We start from the raw sequence: 18,193 nt of genomic DNA, 5'->3' as shown, positions 1-18,193 counted from the left end.
TGCAGCAATCCAACCAAAGCACGCGAACTGAAAATTCGCTCGCAGCCTGACATCGGCGCAGTTTGACGACGGCGGAACTCTCGGCTTTCGCGCGGTTGCGCTCAGCTTCGGCTTTTTTTTGCAGCCCTTAGGCACTGAAATTATGGTGGGGAGAAGATTCACCCATCCGGGCTCCCCTCAGAGACTCCCTGCCATGCCCGATCCAGTAACGCTACAAAGGTCATTCAGTTCACCGGCTCGTCTCGATCGTTATTCCAACGATTTGCAGCAGGAAGTGGAGCACGGCGCGGGCAAGATCGTCAGTGGGACGGGAACTCCGGGCATTGTGTCCCGATCAGCGAGCCTCGACGGTCGCCATCCGCACACCATGCCTCCCCGCATGGCGGTGCTTCGCTGGCCAAATCGGGAGGTCAGTGAGGGTCATTTGAGCGGCAGTCCATCTGCCGGCCTGGTATTCCACCCTTTACCCAAAAGCGGTCCGTTGGGTGAGCGGAAATCCACTTGGCCTGCACTCGATGTCGAAAATTTGACTTTGGAGAGCTTCACGGAATACATGCAAAACATGCAAAACATGCAAAACATTGCATTGAACGAAAGTGAGCCGCGCGACATTGAAGTGGTGCTGGCGGAAGAAACTGAAGCGGGCGACGTACCCTCAGTACGCCCCAAATTGCTGGACACCGTGCCCGGCATCCCTCAAGAAGCGCTAGAAACCTTGGCCAACGTGGCCTCCGGCGTGAGTGAGGACGGGACGGATATGTACAGCCGTTTCGAACTCGGGCTAATACTCAGTGCCGCGCTTTCCTCGATGGAATCTCAATGCGAAGATCCCGCAGCAGTCCGGCATGCCAAGCAGGCCATCGACCAAGGGTCTTGCATGATCTTCTTGACGTTAGAGCAAGAAGTCGCTGATGGCGTTCACCGCCGTTATTCGATGTCAAACGCCATGGAATCTGCTGAGCAAATTCACCGAATACTTCAGTCACTTGAGGAGGGTGGACACCGACTCTGGCATGTTAGCCAAAGCAAAGGAGAGAAAGCGCATGCACTGGCGATCTCCGCCACCCGAATTGAAGGGGGCAACGTTCGCTTGAGCGTCTTCAATTCCAACGGCTGGACCACGAGCCTCGGCGAAGGGCTGGCACCTTACTCACCGGCAGCTTTCAAGATCATGCCCATCGCCGATGCGGCGGCGGCTCTGGAGACATTCGGCGATGAAAGCATGGCTCCAGCAGAGAATCTGCCAAAGCCGTGGCTTGACCTTTGGGAAAAAAGCGCTGCGGGCACTCCTTTGCTGTCTTGGCTTGCCAACGCCGGCCCACATGGCTCCGCCCCGCTGTTGAGTGAGCAGAGCATGCCGCCACAAAAAGCCAATGATTGCGCCATTGAAGTGCAATTCGCCTGGCTGGCGAGCGTACTGCCCCCCGCTGACTACAAGCTGGTAAAGGCCCATACGCTCAATGTCCTCGCACAGGCCGACGGCAATAGCGAAAAAACGCTACGACGCCTGCACGAACGGATCACCACCAGCTTGAGTGGTTACGCAGTGGCTCAAGCACCGGCAGGCGCTGAGGCACGGGCTGCCGATGTGGTTTTATAGAACGCCGCCCCGCTGCTACCACTGCGTTTGGACCGCTGCGTGATAGAGGCGCTTTAAAGAAACGACGCCTGGATCGGCGGCACGGCCGGCTCGACGTCGCCGCACTGGCCGCGGTGGCGCAGCGCGTGGTCCATGATGACCAGTGCCAGCAGGGCTTCGGCGATGGGCGCGGCGCGGATGCCCACGCACGGGTCGTGGCGCCCCTTGGTGATGACTTCGGTGCTCTGACCATGCACGTCGATGGATTCGCGCGGGCTGATGATGGAACTGGTCGGCTTGATCGCGAGCGACACCTCGATGTCCTGGCCGGTGCTGATGCCTCCGAGCACACCGCCCGCGTTGTTGCTGGCGAAGCCCCGAGGCGTGAGCGAGTCGCCATGCGTGGTGCCGCGCTGCGCGACGCTGGCAAAGCCCGCCCCGATCTCCACCCCCTTGACCGCGTTCAGGCCCATCATCGCGTGGGCGATGTCGGCGTCCAGCTTGTCGTAGAGCGGCTCGCCCAGCCCGACCGGCACGCCCGTGGCCTGCACGCGAATGCGCGCGCCGCAGGAGTCGCCCGACTTGCGCAGCGCGTCCATGTAGTCCTCGTAGGCCGACACATCGGCGACCGGCGCGAAGAACGGGTTCAGCGGCACGTGGTCCCAGCTTTCGAACGGAATCTCCAGCTCGCCGATCTGGGTCATGCAGGCACGAAAGCGCACGCCGTATTTCTCGGACAACCATTTCTTGGCGACCGCACCGGCCGCCACCGTGGGCGCGGTGAGCCGGGCCGACGAGCGCCCGCCACCGCGTGGATCGCGGATGCCGAACTTGTGCCAGTAGGTGTAGTCGGCGTGGCCGGGGCGAAAGCTCTCGGCGATGTTGGAGTAGTCCTTGCTGCGCTGGTCGGTGTTGCGGATCAGCAAGGCGATGGGGGTGCCGGTGGTCTTGCCTTCGTACACGCCGGAGAGGATTTCGACCGCATCGGCCTCGTTGCGCTGGGTGACATGGCGGCTGGTGCCGGGGCGGCGGCGGTCCAGGTCGGCCTGGATATCGGCCTCCGACAGCGGCATGCCGGGCGGGCAGCCGTCGATCACGCAGCCGATGGCCGGGCCGTGGGATTCACCGAAGTTGGTGACTGCGAATAGGGTACCGAGTGTGTTGCCGCTCATGGGGCGCGATTATCACAGAGCCTTGCGACCCGGCACGGTCCATCCCACCCCGCGCCGAATGCTATTAAAAACATAGCAATCCAGGCAATCGATACCCCGGCATGGGGCCTGTTTGGCTTGAAGGGAGCGATCAGACCGCCGGGCGGGCGTCTTCTTCGGGCCAGTCACGGATGTAGGCCTTGAGCATCTTGTTCTCGAAGTTCTGGGCGTCCACCACGGCCTTGGCCACGTCGTAGAAGCTGATCACGCCCATGAGCATTTTCTTGTCCATGACCGGCATGTAGCGGGCGTGGCGATTGAGCATCATGCGGCGCACTTCGTCCATGTCGGTTTCGAGCGTGCAGGTGAGCGGGGCATCGTCCATGGCCGTGCGCACGAGCAAGGTGCCGACGGCGCCGCCGTTCTTCACGACCGCCTGGATCACTTCGCGGAAGGTGAGCATGCCGACCAGATCGCCGAGGTCCATCACCACGAGGGAGCCGATGTCCTTTTCGGACATGATTTCGACGGCCTGGGCCAGCGGTTCGTCGGCGTTGACGGTGTAGAGGGTGTTGCCTTTGACGCGAAGGATATCGCTGACTTTCATGGGGGTCTCCGTGGTGCGCTGCGAGGCGCTGCTGGGCTGGATCCTGCGCAATATAGCCCACAATGTCCCGCCAACAACACACCCCAGGAGACACGGATGCCCGGTTACTCAGACCCTGGCTTCGACACACTGGCGCTGCACGCGGGCGCCTCGCCCGACCCTGCGACAGGCGCGCGCGCCGTCCCCATCCACCTCACGACGTCGTTCGTGTTCGAGTCGAGCGACCACGCGGCCGCGCTGTTCAACCTCGAACGCCCGGGCCACGTCTACAGCCGCATCAGCAACCCCACCAATGCCGTGCTGGAGCAGCGCGTGGCGGCGCTGGAAGGCGGCGTAGGCGCCATCGCCGTGGCCAGCGGCCAGGCCGCGCTGCACCTGGCGATCTGCACCCTGATGGGCGCGGGCAGCCACATCGTGGCCAGCACCGCGCTGTACGGCGGATCGCAGAACCTGCTGCAATACACGCTGGCGCGCTTCGGCATCGAGACCACCTTCGTCGCACCGGGCGACATCGACGGCTGGCGCGCCGCGGCGCGGCCCAACACACGCCTGTTCTTCGGCGAGACCGTGGGCAACCCCGGCCTGGACGTGCTGGACATTCCCACCGTGTCTGCCATCGCCCACGAGGCCGGCGTGCCGCTGCTGGTCGATTCCACCCTCACCTCACCATGGCTCATGCGCCCCTTCGAGCACGGGGCGGATCTGGTGTATCACTCGGCCACCAAATTCCTGTCGGGCCACGGCACCGTGATCGGCGGCATCGTGGTGGACGGCGGCAGCTTCGATTGGGAGGGCCCGCGCACGGCGGGGCGCTTCGCCGAACTGACGCAGCCCTACGACGGCTTTCACAACATGGTGTTCACCGAGGAGAGCACGGTGGGCGCCTTTTTGCTGCGCGCGCGGCGCGAGGGCCTGCGCGACTTCGGCGCCTGCATGAGCCCGCACACGGCGTGGCTGATCCTGCAGGGAATCGAGACGCTGCCGCTGCGCATGGAGCGACACATGCGCAACACGCAGAAGGTGGTGGAGTTCCTGGCCAGCCATGCCTTCGTCTCGCGCGTGGGGCACCCGCTGCTCGAATCGCACGCGAGCCATGCGCTGGCGCAAAAGCTGCTGCCGCGCGGCGCGGGATCGGTGTTCAGCTTCGATCTCAAGGGCAACCGCGCCCAGGGCAAGCAATTCATCGACACCCTGAAGGTCTTCAGCCATCTGGCCAACGTGGGCGACTGCCGCAGCCTGGTGATCCATCCGGCCAGCACCACGCACTTTCGCATGAGCGACGAGGCGCTGGCAAAGGCCGGCATTTCGCAAGGCACGATCCGCCTGTCGATCGGCCTGGAAGATGCGGACGACCTCATCGACGACCTTCAACGCGCGCTGAAAGCCGCAGAAAAGGCAGGTGCGTGATGCACATCACCGTCAACGGCCACCGCAGCTATTGCTACACCGGCGGCAAAGCATTCGATGCGGCCAAGCCGACCGTCGTCTTCATTCACGGCGTGCTCAACGACCACAGCGTATGGGCGCTGCAAAGCCGCTACTTCGCCAACCATGGCTGGAACGTGCTGGCAGTGGACCTGCCCGGCCACTGCCGCAGCGAGGGCGATGCGCCCGAAAGCGTCGAGCAGGCCGCCGGCTTCATCGCCGCGCTGCTGGATGCGGCCGGCGTGGCGCGCGCCGCACTGGTCGGGCACAGCTGGGGATCGCTCATCGCGCTGGAAACCGCCGCCCGCCTGCAGGACCGCGTGACGCATCTGGTGCTGGTGGGCACCGCCTACCCGATGAAGGTGTCCTCCGCCCTCATCGAGTCGGCCCTGAACACGCCCGAGAAGGCGCTGCGCATGGTGAACGTGTTCTCGCGAAGCACGCTCGCATCGCCTTCGGGCGCGGGCTTTTGGGCCTATGGCGCCGGCATGGCCCTGGGCCGCCGCGTGCTGCGCAGCAACCCGGCCGTGAACGTGTTCCACCGCGGTTTCCTGGCCTGCGACCGCTATGCGGGCGGCGAGGCCGCCATCGCGCAGATCGCCTGCCCGGTGCTGTTCGCCCTGGGCGCGCAGGACCAGATGACGAACCCGAAGGCGGCTCAGGGCCTGATCGCGGCGGCGCGGGCGGCCGGCAAGGCGGTGCAGGTGGTGAGCCTGCCGGTCGGCCACCACCAGATGACGGAGGCGCCGGACGCCACGTTGTTCGCGATCCGGGACTTCCTCGCTGCCTAGAGCGGCGTCACGAATTGCACGCGGTTCAGCACCAGGTTGCGCGCGCTGTCTTCCTAGGAGCTGATCACGAGCCACCGCACGGAACCGGCGGGCATCGGTGCCCGCTGCCGCACCTTCCTCGATGGCGCCAAAGGCCCTCATGCCTTCGTCGCTCTGGACGAAGAAGGATTTGAGGCGGTAGTTGGCGGACAGCGCCACGCGCTCGATGCCTTTGTCGCCAAAGGATGCGTCGAGGGCGCCATTGGCGTCGAACCTGGCGACGCCGAGGTTGCAGCCGCTGCCGGCGCAGGTTCTGGCGGCGACGACACATCCGCCATCGGGATGGGACGCGAGTCGGTATTCCTTCAACTCCGCCCCGAAGGACGTCCAGCCACCGGAGGTCTGCACTTGCGTGCCGCCCGGGTTTTTGGTCGGGAAACGATTTCCGGCAGATCCCATCGCAGGCCCACTCTTTCGAAGGGTGGCGAGCGCGGCCGTCACGCCAGCAGGCGGCACAGTTCGGTGAGATCGGGCACCGTGGCGTGCGGCTCGCCTTCGTGCGGCCAGGCCGCTTCGGCCCGATTGATCCACACCGCCTGCATGCCTGCCCCCAGGGCACCGTGCGCGTCCAGCGTGGCGTCGTCGCCCACGTGCAGCACGCTGTCGGGCGGCACGCCCAGCGCTTGGGCCGCAGCTTGGAAGATGCGCGGGTCCGGCTTGGCGGTGCCGAACTCGCGCGCGCTGATGCGGGCCTGAAAGTACTGGCCGATCCCGATCAGATCGAGATCGGCATTGCCGTTGGACAGCGCGGCCAGCGGATAGCGCACCGCCAGAAACTCCAGCGCCGCGATGGCGTCGTCGTACAGCTCCACGCGCTGGCGCTCAGCGAAGAAGACGTCGAAGGCCCCGTCGGCCAACGCTGCATCGTCGCCCGATCGGCGCAGCGCGGCGCGGATGCTTTCGCGGCGCAGTGCGCTCAGGTCGTGCGACAGCTCAGGGTGCGCCTGCACGATCTCGCTGCGCAGCACGGCCGAGGCTTCGGGGTCGGCTACCAGCGCCGCGGTGGCGGGCGCCCGGTCCTGCAGCCAGGCGCAGAGCGCGGCCTGGGCGCGTGCGATGGTGGGCCAGATGGGCCAGAGCGTGTCGTCCAGGTCGAGGGTGACGGCACGGATGCGTTGGGTGTCGAGCATGCCGGCGAGGATAGCGCAGGGGTTTCGCCAGCGGCCCGCTCAGCCGGTGCGCGCCCTTTGCCACAATGCGGGCATGCCGACCCCCACCTCAGCGCCCCTGGCCTCCCCTTTCCCCTCTGCCCCGGCTTCACCCCAGGCATCGAACACCCCCCACCAGCGCAACGCCGGCACGATCGGCGTGCCGCGCGCGGCAGTGCTGCTGTGCAACCTGGGCACGCCCGAGGCGCCCACCGCACCGGCGCTGCGCCGGTACCTGGCGCAGTTTCTGGGCGACCCGCGCGTGGTCGAAATCCCGCGCGCCGCCTGGCTGCCCATCCTGCACGGAATCATCCTGCGCATCCGCCCCGCCAAGTCAGCCGCCAAGTACGCCAGCGTCTGGATGCCCGAAGGCTCCCCGCTCGCGGTGTGGACGGCCAAGCAGGCCACGCTGCTGCGCGGCTGGCTGGGCGAGGCCGGCCTGGGCGTGCCGGTGCGCCATGCGATGCGCTACGGGCAGCCTTCCATCGCCTCGCAGCTCGACGCCCTGCAGGCCGAAGGCGTCGAACGGGTGCTGGTGCTGCCGCTGTATCCGCAGTATTCGTCCACCACCACCGCCAGCGTGGCGGACGACGTGTACACGTGGGCGGGCCGCCAGCGCCGTCTGCTGGAGTTTCGTTTCGTGAACAGCTACCACGCCCATCCGGGCTACATCAACGCGCTGGCGCAGAGCGTGCGCGCGCACTGGAAGCGTGAAGGCAGCCGGGCCGAGCAGCTGGTGATGAGCTTTCACGGCATTCCCGCGCGCAACGTGCAGTTGGGCGACCCCTACCAGCAGGAATGCCTGACCACGGCCACTCTGGTGGCTCAGGCGCTGGGGCTGTCGCCCGATGCGTACCGGGTGACCTTTCAGTCCCGCTTCGGCAAGGCACGCTGGCTGGAGCCCTACACCGAGCCCACGCTCATCGAGATGGCCCAGGCCGGCACGCGCAGCGTGGATGTGATGTGCCCGGGCTTTCCGTGCGACTGCCTCGAAACGCTGGAAGAAATCAACCAGGAGGCGCGCGAAGCCTTCCTGCACGCCGGCGGCAAGGAGTTTCGCTATATCCCGTGCATGAACGACGACAACGCGTGGATCACGGGCCTGAGCCAGATCGCGCAGCAGCATCTTCAAGGCTGGGACCAGCCCTGAAGGAAGATCGGATCCCGACGCCGCTCGCTCCCTGTGCTGCGAAGTGAACCCACCACGGACACCATTCGCTACGGAGGCGCGGTGCGATCCGTGGAAAAATTCGCAGCTTCAAGCCCCTGACGAGCCCATCGGCGGGCGCAGAAAGCCGAGTGCCGTGGCAACGCATTCCGCCGCCACGTTAAAGCCAAAGCGGTCGCCTGCGTGCCGCCGGACCGAATAGACCGGCATGAACCTTTCTTCCCATCCCAAAACCGTCTGGCTCACCGGCCTGTCCGGCGCCGGCAAGACCACCTTGGCGAATGCGTTCGCCCAGCGGCTCAAGTCGCATGGCACGGCCTGCACCGTGCTCGATGGCGACGCGCTGCGCAACGGGCTGAATGCGTCGCTGGGCTTCACACCGGCCGACCGCAGCGAAAACATCCGCCGCACGGCCGAAGTCGCGCGCCTCTTCAACGATGCGGGCCTGTGGGTGGTGGCGGCGTTGATCTCCCCGCACGACGAAGACCGCCAGCGGGTGCGGCAGATCGTCGGAAAAGACCGTTGCCGCGTGGTGTGGGTGCGCACCCCGCTGTCCGTCTGCGAGGCCCGCGATCCCAAGGGCCTGTACGCCAGTGCCCGCGCCGGCTGCCTGCCGGGCTTCACCGGCGTCGGAGCGACGTACGAAGAGCCCTGGGACGCCGACCTCAAGATCGACACGACCGGCGTGTCGGTGCGGGAATGCGTCGAAGCGCTTTGGCGCACGCAGGGGCCCCGCGCACGCCGGGCCAGATGCCGGCCTGCCGCCGTATCCGGCGGCCTGAGCGCCGACCGGCCGGCTACCGGATCAAGGCCAAAAAGGCCTCAAGCGCAATAAAATCCACGGCATATAGCTATCAATTTAATAGCAAACCGCCGTGAATCCTTGGTCTGACCCGGCAGCGAAGTTCGCTCGCGTCACTCCGGCACGGCGATCGCACCGCTGGTGATGTTGATGGCATTGCCGCTCACAGGGGTGGCCGCGATGGCCGGAACGTTGGCCGCCGTGATGGCGGGTGCGCTGCCCGGCGTGCCGCCACGGGGCACGGTGCGCACCACCTGGCTGGCGGGCAACGCGGTGCCGTTGGCCAGGTGGTCGTACATGGCGTCGAGCGCACGGTTCATATAGACATGCAGCGGGATGTAGCGCGAGTCGAAGCCCGGCAGTGCGCCGGTCAGGCCGATGAAGCTGTCGAAATGCTGGGCATTCGTCACCTCGATGTAGCGCAGGCGGCTGGTGGAGCCTTCCACGCGGCGGTTCAGCGCAGCGTAGGGGCGCGAGGTGTGGTTGACGGGCAGCAGGGCATCCGAGCGGCCGTGCACGATGATGGCCGGCTTGCCGCGCAGGTTGCCGCTGCGGCGGGTTTCGTCCACGCCGGCCTGCAGCCTGCGGGCCGCGTCGTCGCTGCCGGTGATCAGGTTGCGCAGGCACAGCGCGCCTTCCAGGTTCCAGTTGCGCACACCGGCCGCGTTCTGCGACAGCACATCGCGCGCGGGGCCGCCCAGGCTGCGGTTGTTGACCAGTTGAACGCCGGCCGAAGGCGGCACGCCGTTGCCGGTGGCGAACATGTCGGCCAGCGCTGCAGGCGCCAGCGGCGTCACCGCGCCCTGCGCCGTGGTCGCCGCGAAGCTGTAGCCGCACAGGTTGTCCTTCACGCTGGAGCGGGAGAGCGCATTCGCGAACGTCACCGCCACGGCAGGCACGACTTCGAAGCCGGCGAGCGCTGGGTACTGCGCGACCGATTCGGCCTCCCAGCCGTAGGCGCGCATGCGGGCCAGCGCCTGCTCGGCCAGCGCCACGGTGCTGCCGCCGGTGATGAGGCCCTGCGCGCGCAGCGCTTCGCACCGGTTGGAGGCGATGGGCAGCGATGGGCTGGCGAAGCCGATCGCAAACGTGCTCGCATAGGGGCTGTCGCTGATGGAGGGCGCCAGCGCGGCGCAGGCCTGGTACAGCTGTGCGTAGGTGGTGTAGTCGATGAGCGTGCGGCTGTTGACCGCCACGTCCGCATTGCCGCGGCGCACCGTGACGCCGGGGTTGGCGGGCAGTTCCACCGCGGGTTCGGAGACGGCCACGCCGCCGATCAGGCCCTGTGTGTCCTGCTCGGCCGCCGCGATGGCGGCGGCGCCACCGTTGGACAGGCTGGAGGCGATGACGATGGTGTTGGATGGCTTGAAGGTGCGCAGCCGCTGCCCGCCCGGCGACAGATCACCGAAGCGTTCGTTGATCACGTAAAAGCCCATTTCCACCGCCCGCAGCGTGGCCAGGCCCCAGTCTTTTTCCGGGTTCTGGCCGGAGTGCGCGTGCTTGAAGGCGAAGCGGTTGGGGGTGGCGGTGTTGAACGCGGCCAGGTCGGCGGCCGAGAGCCCGGCGTTGAATGCGGCGCTGGTGCCGGCCGAGGTGGCCGAAGCGCGGGTGCCGTCGATCAGCGGCACGGTGTCTGCCTGCAGGTCGTGCGGGGCGGCGCCGGTCCCCTTGTCGGTATAGGCCACCGCGCAGCCGCGCTTCAGGCCCCATTCGCCCGTGGACATGCCGCCGTAGATGCCGCGCGAGCCCGAGGCCGTGGCGGTGATGATGCACGGCCTGGCGGGATTGAAGGTGTCGGGCACCTGCACCATCAGCGTGACGTTCTGGCGGCCCGAGCCGTCGTCGTAATAGGCGATGGTTTCAGTGCCGGCGATCTTGCCCTCGCCCACCGTCACGCGGCCCTGTGCGTCCACGTTGGGGCCGTAGAGCGTGCCGTAGCCGCCTGCGGCCGTCATGTCCAGCAGGGCGCGGTAATTGGTATAGATGGCGTTGCGCCGCATCTCGGCGGCCGTGGGCTGGGAGCCCTCGTAGCCCGGGGCATCGGGGTCGGCCAAGCCGGTGCGGCCCAGGCCGGCGGTCAGCAGATCGTCGTCCACGCCGTCATAGGTTGCCTGGCGCACGCTGGCCAGGTAGGACGGGCGCACGTTGAAATCGAAATCGACGGTGTTGCCGCCACCGCCGCCGCAAGCGGCCAGGAGGGCGGCGGTCAGGGCGGCCAGGGCGATGGCGCGAGGAATGATCGGACGCATGGGGAATCTCCTGCAGCGGGGAAACGGAATGAAATTGTCGTGGGGAGTATGCAATGCGCTCTCAGGGGTGTTGCCAATGGCGCGGCACCACAAGGCGTTGCAACTTTTCCAGCGCGGATCATGCCACGGTGAGGAATTCGATCCAAAAACAATGCGAACCATTCGCAATATCATTTAAAATCGCGGCCTTGCAAAACAGCGCCCTGGTGGGGAGCCCCGGGGTCCGTCCCCGGGGCGTTCGCTGCGCCCCGCTGGCCTCGCGCGGCGGCTTCGTCCGCCATCGCCCTCCTGATTGCGCCCCGCCCATGCCCCCTTCCGAACCCCCGGCCCACCTTCGCCCCACCCCGGGCGGCTTTCTTCCCCTGTGGGGCTGGCCGATCGCGCTGGGCCTGCTGACTGCGACCGGGCTGCTGAGCGCCCTCGTGAGCGACGACGGGTGGGGAGACGTGTGGTCCTGGATCGCCCTGGGCCTGCCGGTGGCCGTGATGGCGTGGTTCGGCCTGCGTCGCCGCGCCGGCCGGCGCTGAAGCGCCCTGCCGCGTCCCGCCCCGGCGCCATGCCGCGCTGTCCTGATCCTCTCCCTTCCCCGTCCTGTCTATGCCCATGAACCAGCACACCCCCATCGCCCTGGCCGTCGCACTGGCCCTTGCCACCTTCGGCGGCCACGCCAGCGCACAGGCTGCGGCAGCGCCAGCGCCAGCGGATGCGCCGACCCTGCCGACCGTGACGGTGGGCGCCAGCGCCGACGCTTCGGCGCAGGGCCTGTCGCCCGCCTATCCCGGCGGCCAGGTCGCTCGCGGCGGGCGGGCCGGCATTCTGGGCACGCGCGATGCGATGGAGACCCCTTTCAGCATCACCAGCTACACGAACGAATTGATCCAGGACCGGCAGGCGCGCAGCGTGGGCGAGGTGCTGCAAAACGATGCCGGCGTGCGGCTGGCGCGCGGGTTCGGCAATTTCCAGGAAACGTATTTCATCCGCGGCTTCCTGCTGGACTCGGACGACGTGGCCTACAACAGCCTGTACAGCCTGCTGCCGCGCCAGTACATCGCCACCGAATTGTTCGAACGCGTGGAGCTGCTGCGCGGCGCATCGGCGTTTTTGAACGGTGCGGCGCCCAACGGCGGCGGCATCGGCGGTGCGATCAACCTGCTGCCCAAACGCGCACCGAACGAGCCGCTGTCGCGCGTGACCGTGGGATCGGGCTCGGGTGGCTACGGCATGGTGTCCACCGACATCGCCCGCCGATTCGGCCCCGACCAGAGCACGGGCATCCGCCTGAACGCGGCCTACCGCGATGGCGACACGGCCGTGGACCACGAAAAAAACCAGCTCGGCCTGCTGTCGGTGGGCCTGGACTGGCGCAGCCGCGACGTGCGCCTGTCCGGCGACATCGGCTGGCAGGACAACAAGCTCAAGGGCACGCGCACCAACGTCACGCTGAGCGGCACGAACGCCAACTTCATTCCCGCCGCACCGCAGGCCTCGGCCAACTTCTCGCAGCCCTGGACGTATTCCAACGAGCGCGACCTGTTCGGCACCTTCCGCGGTGAAGTGGACCTGGGCCCCGATGTGACCGCGTGGGGCGCCTGGGGCCTGCGCCGCAGCGAGGAATCGAATTCGCTGGCCAACCTCAGCGTGAGCGATTCGACCACGGGCGAGGGCAGCACCTACCGGTTCGACAACACCCGCAAGGACCGCGTGAACACGGGCGAGCTCGGCGTGCGCGGCAAGGCCCGCACGGGCAGCGTGGGCCATGAATGGGTGGCCTCCGCCTCGTACTTCGACGCAGAGAAAGACAACGCCTACGCGTTCGACTTTCTCAACACCCGGCCAGGCAGCCTGTATGCCTATGCGCCCTACGCCCAGCCAGCCTTCAGCGCGAATGCGGGCTATGGCGGCACGCTCGCCAATCCCAACCTGACGGGCCGGACCCGCATGACCAGTTTCGCAGTGGGCGACACGATGTCCTTGGTGCAGGACACCGTCCTCGTCACGCTGGGCCTGCGCCACCAGAAGCTGGATGTGGCCGACTATGCCTACGGCACCTCGGCGCTGACCAACCGCTACGAGCAAAGCCGCACCAGCCCGCTGGCCAGCGCCGTGTTCAAGGCCAGCAAGCAGTTGTCGGTGTACGCCAACTATGTCGAGAGCCTGAGCAAGGGCGAGACCGCTCCCGCCACGGCCAACGGCACGCCGGTGGTCAACCGCGGCGAACAGCTGTCGCCCTACGTCGCCAAGCAAAAGGAAATCGGCCTCAAATACGACGCCGGCCGCATCGGCGGCTCGCTGGCCCTGTTCAGCACGACCAAGCCGCGCGCCATCGTGAATGCGGCCAACGTGTTCGCCTCGTCCGGCAAGGACCGGCACCAGGGCGTGGAGCTCAACGTGTACGGCGAGGCCACGCGCGGGCTGCGCGTGCTCGGCGGCATGACGTGGCTCGATGCCAGGCAGCGCGAGACAGGCAATGCCGCGCTCGACGGCAACCGCGTGATCGGCGTGCCGCGCCTGCAGGCGAACCTGGGCGCGGAGTGGGACGTTCCCGGTGCGCAAGGCCTTGCGCTGGACGCCCGCGTGGTGCGCACCGGCGCCACCTACGCCAACGATGCCAACACCCTGCGCGTGCCCGCCTGGACGCGCCTGGACCTGGGCGTGCGCTACGCCACCGAATGGAGCGGCCGCCTGGTCACCCTGCGCGCCAGGGTGGACAACGCCACCGACCGCAACTACTGGGCCTCGGCGGGCGGCTACCCGGGCTCCGGCTATCTGGTCGTGGCCGCGCCCCGCACATTCACGCTGAGCGCCAGCGTGGACTTCTGACCCCCATCGCAACGCCCCGACACCCCACCCGACCATGCTGACCGCTCGCTCCCTCAAGACCTGGACCTGGCTGCACAAGTGGAGCAGCCTGGTCTGCACCGTGTTCATGCTGCTGCTGTGCCTGACCGGCCTGCCGCTCATCTTCCACCACGAGATCGGGCATCTGCTCGGCACCGAAGTGCAAGCGCCTGCCATGCCGGCCGGCACGCCGCACGTGAGCCTGGACCGCGTCCTGGACGTGGCACGCGCACAGCACCCCGACCGTGTGGTGCAGTTCGCTTCGCAGCCCGAGGACAGCACGGACCTGTGGTTCACCACGCTCACGCCCACGCCGGCGCCCACGGAAAACTTCCGGTCGGTGGCGGTGGATGCGCGCACCGGCGCCATCCTGGCACAGCCGCGTTTCGACGAAGGCTTCATGTACGTGATGTTCAAGCTGCACGTGGACCTGTTCGCGGGTCTGGCGGGCAAGCTGTTTCTCGGCTTCATGGGCCTGCTGCTGCTCGTGGCCATCGTCACGGGCGTGGTGCTGTACGCGCCCTTCATGCGCAAGCTGCGCTTCGGCGAAGTGCGGCGCGAGCGCTCGGCCCGCGTGAAGTGGCTCGACCTGCACAACCTGCTGGGCATCGTCACGCTGGTGTGGGCCTTCGTGGTGGGCGGCACCGGCATGATCAACACCTGGGCCGACCTGCTCATCAAATACTGGCAATACGACGAACTGAGCGCGCTGCTGGCGCCCTACAACGGCCAGCCGGTCACGCCCGTGGCCGAGCGCGCATCGGTGCAGAAGTCGCTGGACGCCGCCCTGGCCCGCGCGCCGGGCACCAAGCTGTCGTTCATCGCGTTTCCTGGCACCTCGTTTTCCAGCCCCCACCATCACACGTTCTTCCTGCGCGGCAACGAGCCGCTCACGTCGCGGCTGCTGCAGCCGGTGCTGGTGGATGCCAAAACGGCCGAGGTGACCGCGGCCCCCAAACTGCCGTGGTATCTCGTGGCCCTGCTGGTTTCGCAGCCGCTGCACTTCGGCGACTACGGCGGCATGCCGATGAAGATCATCTGGGCCTTGCTGGACATCGCCACCATCATCGTGCTGGGCAGCGGGCTCTACCTGTGGCTGGGCCGGCGCCCATCGAGCGCGCCGGCAGCGGCAGCCACCGGCCGCGGAAAACCAGCCAGCGGCAAGGCCGCGCTGGCCTCGCCGCTGACGGCACGCACACCGGTCAGGCGGTAGCGGCGGCCAGGCGGCGCGAGGCCCAGCCGCGCATCACGCGGGGCACGATCAGCACGGCCACCACGATCACCATCAGCGCCAGCGACATGGGGCGCGTGACGAAGATGGACCAGCTGCCCTCGCCGATCGAAATGGCGTTGCGCATCTGGGCCTCGGCCAGCGGGCCGAGGATCATGCCCACCACCACGGGGGCGGTGGGGAAGTCGAAGCGCCGCATCAGCACCCCCAGCAATCCGATGCCATACAGCAGGAACAGATCGAACGCGCTCTGGCGCATGCCGTAGGCCCCGACCGTAGCGAAGATCAGGATGCCCGCGTACAACTGCGGCTTCGGAATCTTCAGCAGCTTGACCCACAGGCCCACCATGGGCAGGTTCAGCACCAGCAGCATCACGTTGCCGATGTACAGCGATGCGATCAGCGCCCACACCAGCGTGGCCGACGTGGTGAACAGCTGCGGGCCGGGATTGATCCCGTAGTTCTGGAACGCGCCCAGCAGCACCGCCGTCGTGTTGGAGGTCGGAATGCCCAGCGTGAGCAGCGGAATCATCGCCGCCGTCACCGTGGCGTTGTTGGCGGCCTCGGGGCCGGCCACGCCTTCGATTGCGCCCTCCTTGCCGAACTCGGCCTTGTCCTCGCCCTTGGCGAGCTTTTTCTCCATGGCGTAGCTCAGGAAGGTCGGGATCTCGGTGCCGCCGGCGGGAATGCAGCCGAACGGCGTGCCGATCAGCGTGCCGCGCAGCCAGGCGGGAATGGAGCGTTTCCAGTCGCGCCGGGTCATGTGCACGCGGCCCATGCGGTTTTGCGTGTCCACCACACGGCCTTCGTACATCGCGGCATGCAGCACTTCGGCCACGGCGAAAAGGCCCACCGCCACCAGCACGATGTCGATGCCGTCCAGCAGCTCAGGCTGGCCAGCCGTGTAGCGGGCCGCGCCGGAGATCTGGTCCATGCCGATCAGCCCGGCAGCCAGGCCCACGAACAGCGCCGTCATGCCGCGGACCGTGCTCTTGCCCAGCACCGCGCTCACCGTGGTGAACGCCAGCACCATGAGCATGAAATATTCCGGCGGCCCCAGCCGCACGGCGAAGTCCGCCACGTAAGGCGCGAACAGCGTCACCACCACCGTGGCGATGGTGCCCGCCACGAACGAGCCGATCGCCGCGGTGGCCAGCGCGGCGCCCGCGCGGCCGCTCTTGGCCATCTTGTTGCCCTCCATGGCGGTCACCATGCTCGCCGTCTCCCCCGGCGTGTTCAGCAGGATCGACGTGGTCGATCCGCCGTACATCGCACCGTAGTAGATGCCGGCGAAGAAGATCATCGAAGCCGTCACTTCGACCTTGGCCGTGATCGGCAGCAGCATGGCCACGGCCACGGCAGGGCCGATGCCCGGCAGCACGCCCACGGCCGTGCCGAGTGCGCAGCCCACCAGGGCCCAGAGCAGATTGGCCGGAGTGGCCGCGGTGGCGAAGCCCGCCAGCAATGCGTCGAAAATTTCCATCACAGCCACCCTGTCTGCGTGAGCCCTGGCAGATTGATCGCCAGGAATTGCGTGAACATCCAATACACCGGCGCCGAGATCAGCGCCCCCGTCAGCACGTCCATGGCCCAGGTTCGCGCGCTGCCGGCCGCAGGCTGGCCCGCAGCACGCCGCAGGCCCTGCACCGCCAGCACGTAGCACAGCGTGCAACTCAGGATGAAGCCCACCGTGGAGATCAGCGCTGCATTGAGCAGCAGCCCGGCCGACACCCAGACGAACGCCACCTTGTTGGCACTGGCCGAACCGCCCGGGTCATCCAGGGAGCGATAGCCGCCCGAAAGCGCCTCCCATACGAGCACCGCGCCGCACAGCGCGAGCACGCCGGCCACCAGCCAGGGCAGAAAGTTGGGGCCCACGCCGCCGTATCCTGCGTTGGACGGAATGCTCAGCGCGCCGAAGGCCAGCGCGGCGGCGACCAGCAGCACGGCCGCGCCCACGGCGGCCTGCAGGCCTGCGCCCGGTGGAGCGCCAGCGGCGGCCGGGACATCCGGCGAAAGAGGGGAAGAAGGAGAAGCGATAGGCTCCGGCATGCTCAGTGTCCTTGGCACCCCGGGGCCACCATGCCCGGAGTGCATCGATCAGCGCGTAGGCCTCGGCGGCCGCGCAACACGCGGTGCGCAGCCCCGGCGAAGGGGCGGCACCGCAAGGAGAAGGCGACCGCCCGTCAGACCATCCCGGCCTTGACCATGGTGGCGCGCAGGCTGGCGAACTCGGTATCGACGAACGTACCGAACTCGTCGCCGGCCATCCAGGCGGGGGTCCAGTCGTTCTTTTCCATCGACTCCGCCCAGCTCTTGCTCTTGAGCGCCTTGTCCACCATGGCGATCAGGGCATTGCGCTGCTCGGCGGAAATGCCCGGTGCGGCATACACGCCGCGCCAGTTGCCGATCTCCACGTTGATGCCCTGCTCTTTCAGCGTGGGCACCGAAGAGCCCTTGAGGCGCTGGCCCGAGGTCACCGCCACCGGCACCATCTTCTTGGTGTTGATGTACTCGGCCATCTCGCTGTAGCCGCCACCGCCGATGGTCACGTTGCCGCCCAGGATGGCCGCAATCGCCTCGCCGCCCCCACGGAACGCCACGTAGTTGATCTTGGCCGGGTCCACGCCGGCCTCGCGGGCGATCATGGCGGCCGCGATGTGCTCGGTGGAGCCGCGCGAACCGCCGCCCCACTTCACGCTGCCCGGGTCTTTCTTGAGCTGGGCCACGACTTCGCCCATCGTCTTGAAGGGCGAATTGGCGGGCAGCACGAACACGTTGTATTCGCTGGTCAGCCGGGCGATCGGCGTGGCCTGCGTCAGGTTCACGGGCGGCTTGCCGGTGATGATGCCGCCCAGCATCACGGCGCCCATCACCATCAGCGCATTCGGGTCGCCCTTGCTGGAATTGACGAACTGCGCCAGGCCGATGGCACCCGCTGCGCCGCCCTTGTTGTCGTAGGTGACGGAAGACGCCACGCCAGCGTCCTGCAACGCACGGCCCAGGGCCCGGCCCGTGGTGTCCCAGCCACCGCCGGGGTTGGCGGGCAGCATCATCTTGACCGCGTTGGCGGCCTGTGCCGACAGGGGCAGCGCACCGGCAGCGGCCAAAGCCGCCAGGGATTTGAGGAAGGTGTCACGACGCATCGCTGTCTCCTTATAAGTT

Annotated in this window: 15 protein-coding genes; 8 read left to right on the top strand and 7 right to left on the bottom strand. The window is 67.4% G+C overall.

Features of this window, described 5'->3' with window-relative positions:
- Positions 1 to 193: 193 nt before the first annotated feature.
- A complete protein-coding gene (locus AVHM3334_RS03785; protein ID WP_284409790.1) occupies positions 194 to 1,600 on the top strand; it encodes a hypothetical protein in 1,407 nt (468 codons plus the stop codon).
- A 53-nt stretch (positions 1,601 to 1,653) separates the two neighbouring features.
- On the opposite strand, the gene aroC is transcribed toward AVHM3334_RS03785, so the two are convergent.
- Positions 1,654 to 2,751, bottom strand: a complete 1,098-nt coding sequence (gene aroC, locus AVHM3334_RS03780) for a chorismate synthase (protein WP_284409788.1) — start codon at positions 2,749 to 2,751, stop codon at positions 1,654 to 1,656.
- Between the two features lie 130 nt (positions 2,752 to 2,881).
- Positions 2,882 to 3,337, bottom strand: a complete 456-nt coding sequence (locus tag AVHM3334_RS03775) for a CBS domain-containing protein (RefSeq protein ID WP_284409786.1) — start codon at positions 3,335 to 3,337, stop codon at positions 2,882 to 2,884.
- Positions 3,338 to 3,433: 96 nt separating this feature from the next.
- Here AVHM3334_RS03775 and AVHM3334_RS03770 point away from each other — a divergent pair, with 96 nt between their 5' ends.
- Both AVHM3334_RS03770 and AVHM3334_RS03765 read left to right on the top strand, forming a co-directional pair.
- Positions 3,434 to 4,744, top strand: a complete 1,311-nt coding sequence (locus tag AVHM3334_RS03770; protein WP_284409785.1) for an O-acetylhomoserine aminocarboxypropyltransferase — start codon at positions 3,434 to 3,436, stop codon at positions 4,742 to 4,744.
- A complete protein-coding gene (locus AVHM3334_RS03765; RefSeq protein ID WP_284409782.1) occupies positions 4,744 to 5,553 on the top strand; it encodes an alpha/beta fold hydrolase in 810 nt (269 codons plus the stop codon). The genes AVHM3334_RS03770 and AVHM3334_RS03765 overlap by 1 nt, the downstream gene beginning before the upstream one ends.
- Positions 5,554 to 6,029: 476 nt before the next feature.
- Here AVHM3334_RS03765 and AVHM3334_RS03760 read toward each other — a convergent pair whose 3' ends face one another.
- Positions 6,030 to 6,722 (bottom strand): HAD family hydrolase, encoded by a 693-nt coding sequence (locus AVHM3334_RS03760; RefSeq protein WP_284409781.1) that lies wholly within the window; start codon positions 6,720 to 6,722, stop codon positions 6,030 to 6,032.
- Positions 6,723 to 6,795: 73 nt separating this feature from the next.
- On the opposite strand from AVHM3334_RS03760, the gene hemH reads away from it, so the two are divergent.
- Positions 6,796 to 7,890 carry a ferrochelatase gene (gene hemH, locus AVHM3334_RS03755; protein ID WP_284409779.1) on the top strand — a complete coding sequence of 365 codons (1,095 nt, stop codon included), beginning with the start codon at positions 6,796 to 6,798 and terminating at the stop codon, positions 7,888 to 7,890.
- Positions 7,891 to 8,116: 226 nt separating this feature from the next.
- Positions 8,117 to 8,743 (top strand): adenylyl-sulfate kinase, encoded by a 627-nt coding sequence (gene cysC, locus AVHM3334_RS03750; RefSeq protein ID WP_284409777.1) that lies wholly within the window; start codon positions 8,117 to 8,119, stop codon positions 8,741 to 8,743.
- Positions 8,744 to 8,823: 80 nt separating this feature from the next.
- On the opposite strand, the gene AVHM3334_RS03745 is transcribed toward cysC, so the two are convergent.
- Positions 8,824 to 10,959 carry a D-(-)-3-hydroxybutyrate oligomer hydrolase gene (locus AVHM3334_RS03745; RefSeq protein ID WP_284409776.1) on the bottom strand — a complete coding sequence of 712 codons (2,136 nt, stop codon included), beginning with the start codon at positions 10,957 to 10,959 and terminating at the stop codon, positions 8,824 to 8,826.
- A gap of 305 nt (positions 10,960 to 11,264) precedes the next feature.
- Here AVHM3334_RS03745 and AVHM3334_RS03740 point away from each other — a divergent pair, with 305 nt between their 5' ends.
- The 3 genes from AVHM3334_RS03740 (at position 11,265) to AVHM3334_RS03730 (ending at position 15,010) form a co-directional block, all read left to right on the top strand.
- Complete coding sequence (locus tag AVHM3334_RS03740) at positions 11,265 to 11,486, top strand: hypothetical protein (RefSeq protein ID WP_284409773.1); 222 nt, start codon at positions 11,265 to 11,267, stop codon at positions 11,484 to 11,486.
- 76 nt (positions 11,487 to 11,562) lie between these two features.
- Positions 11,563 to 13,779: a TonB-dependent receptor gene (locus AVHM3334_RS03735; protein ID WP_284409771.1), complete on the top strand. Its 2,217-nt coding sequence runs from the start codon at positions 11,563 to 11,565 to the stop codon at positions 13,777 to 13,779.
- 34 nt (positions 13,780 to 13,813) lie between these two features.
- Complete coding sequence (locus tag AVHM3334_RS03730; RefSeq protein ID WP_502869844.1) at positions 13,814 to 15,010, top strand: PepSY-associated TM helix domain-containing protein; 1,197 nt, start codon at positions 13,814 to 13,816, stop codon at positions 15,008 to 15,010.
- On the opposite strand, the gene AVHM3334_RS03725 is transcribed toward AVHM3334_RS03730, so the two are convergent.
- From AVHM3334_RS03725 to AVHM3334_RS03715, 3 genes are all read right to left on the bottom strand, one after another.
- Positions 15,000 to 16,511, bottom strand: a complete 1,512-nt coding sequence (locus AVHM3334_RS03725) for a tripartite tricarboxylate transporter permease (RefSeq protein ID WP_284409769.1) — start codon at positions 16,509 to 16,511, stop codon at positions 15,000 to 15,002. The two genes, AVHM3334_RS03730 and AVHM3334_RS03725, sit on opposite strands and share 11 nt — an antisense overlap.
- The gene (locus tag AVHM3334_RS03720) at positions 16,511 to 17,080 is read right to left on the bottom strand and encodes a tripartite tricarboxylate transporter TctB family protein (RefSeq protein WP_284409767.1); all 570 of its coding nucleotides are present in this window, start codon (positions 17,078 to 17,080) and stop codon (positions 16,511 to 16,513) included. Before AVHM3334_RS03720 ends, AVHM3334_RS03725 begins: the two co-directional genes overlap by 1 nt.
- A 134-nt stretch (positions 17,081 to 17,214) precedes the next feature.
- Positions 17,215 to 18,174 (bottom strand): Bug family tripartite tricarboxylate transporter substrate binding protein, encoded by a 960-nt coding sequence (locus AVHM3334_RS03715; RefSeq protein ID WP_284409765.1) that lies wholly within the window; start codon positions 18,172 to 18,174, stop codon positions 17,215 to 17,217.
- Positions 18,175 to 18,193: the final 19 nt, after the last annotated feature.

The sequence above is a fragment of the Acidovorax sp. SUPP3334 genome, from assembly GCF_030159055.1.
Taxonomy (GTDB): domain Bacteria; phylum Pseudomonadota; class Gammaproteobacteria; order Burkholderiales; family Burkholderiaceae_C; genus Paracidovorax.
Note: the sequence above shows the minus strand (reverse complement) of the source record. Positions and strands in the feature narration are given on the sequence as shown.

Coding starts and splice junctions, on each gene's coding strand:
- AVHM3334_RS03785 (WP_284409790.1), top strand. CDS start 194: ATGCCCGATCCAGTAACGCTACAAAGGTCATTCAGTTCACCGGCTCGT.
- aroC (WP_284409788.1), bottom strand. CDS start 2,751: ATGAGCGGCAACACACTCGGTACCCTATTCGCAGTCACCAACTTCGGT.
- AVHM3334_RS03775 (WP_284409786.1), bottom strand. CDS start 3,337: ATGAAAGTCAGCGATATCCTTCGCGTCAAAGGCAACACCCTCTACACC.
- AVHM3334_RS03770 (WP_284409785.1), top strand. CDS start 3,434: ATGCCCGGTTACTCAGACCCTGGCTTCGACACACTGGCGCTGCACGCG.
- AVHM3334_RS03765 (WP_284409782.1), top strand. CDS start 4,744: ATGCACATCACCGTCAACGGCCACCGCAGCTATTGCTACACCGGCGGC.
- AVHM3334_RS03760 (WP_284409781.1), bottom strand. CDS start 6,722: ATGCTCGACACCCAACGCATCCGTGCCGTCACCCTCGACCTGGACGAC.
- hemH (WP_284409779.1), top strand. CDS start 6,796: ATGCCGACCCCCACCTCAGCGCCCCTGGCCTCCCCTTTCCCCTCTGCC.
- cysC (WP_284409777.1), top strand. CDS start 8,117: ATGAACCTTTCTTCCCATCCCAAAACCGTCTGGCTCACCGGCCTGTCC.
- AVHM3334_RS03745 (WP_284409776.1), bottom strand. CDS start 10,959: ATGCGTCCGATCATTCCTCGCGCCATCGCCCTGGCCGCCCTGACCGCC.
- AVHM3334_RS03740 (WP_284409773.1), top strand. CDS start 11,265: ATGCCCCCTTCCGAACCCCCGGCCCACCTTCGCCCCACCCCGGGCGGC.
- AVHM3334_RS03735 (WP_284409771.1), top strand. CDS start 11,563: ATGAACCAGCACACCCCCATCGCCCTGGCCGTCGCACTGGCCCTTGCC.
- AVHM3334_RS03730 (WP_502869844.1), top strand. CDS start 13,814: ATGCTGACCGCTCGCTCCCTCAAGACCTGGACCTGGCTGCACAAGTGG.
- AVHM3334_RS03725 (WP_284409769.1), bottom strand. CDS start 16,511: ATGGAAATTTTCGACGCATTGCTGGCGGGCTTCGCCACCGCGGCCACT.
- AVHM3334_RS03720 (WP_284409767.1), bottom strand. CDS start 17,080: ATGCCGGAGCCTATCGCTTCTCCTTCTTCCCCTCTTTCGCCGGATGTC.
- AVHM3334_RS03715 (WP_284409765.1), bottom strand. CDS start 18,174: ATGCGTCGTGACACCTTCCTCAAATCCCTGGCGGCTTTGGCCGCTGCC.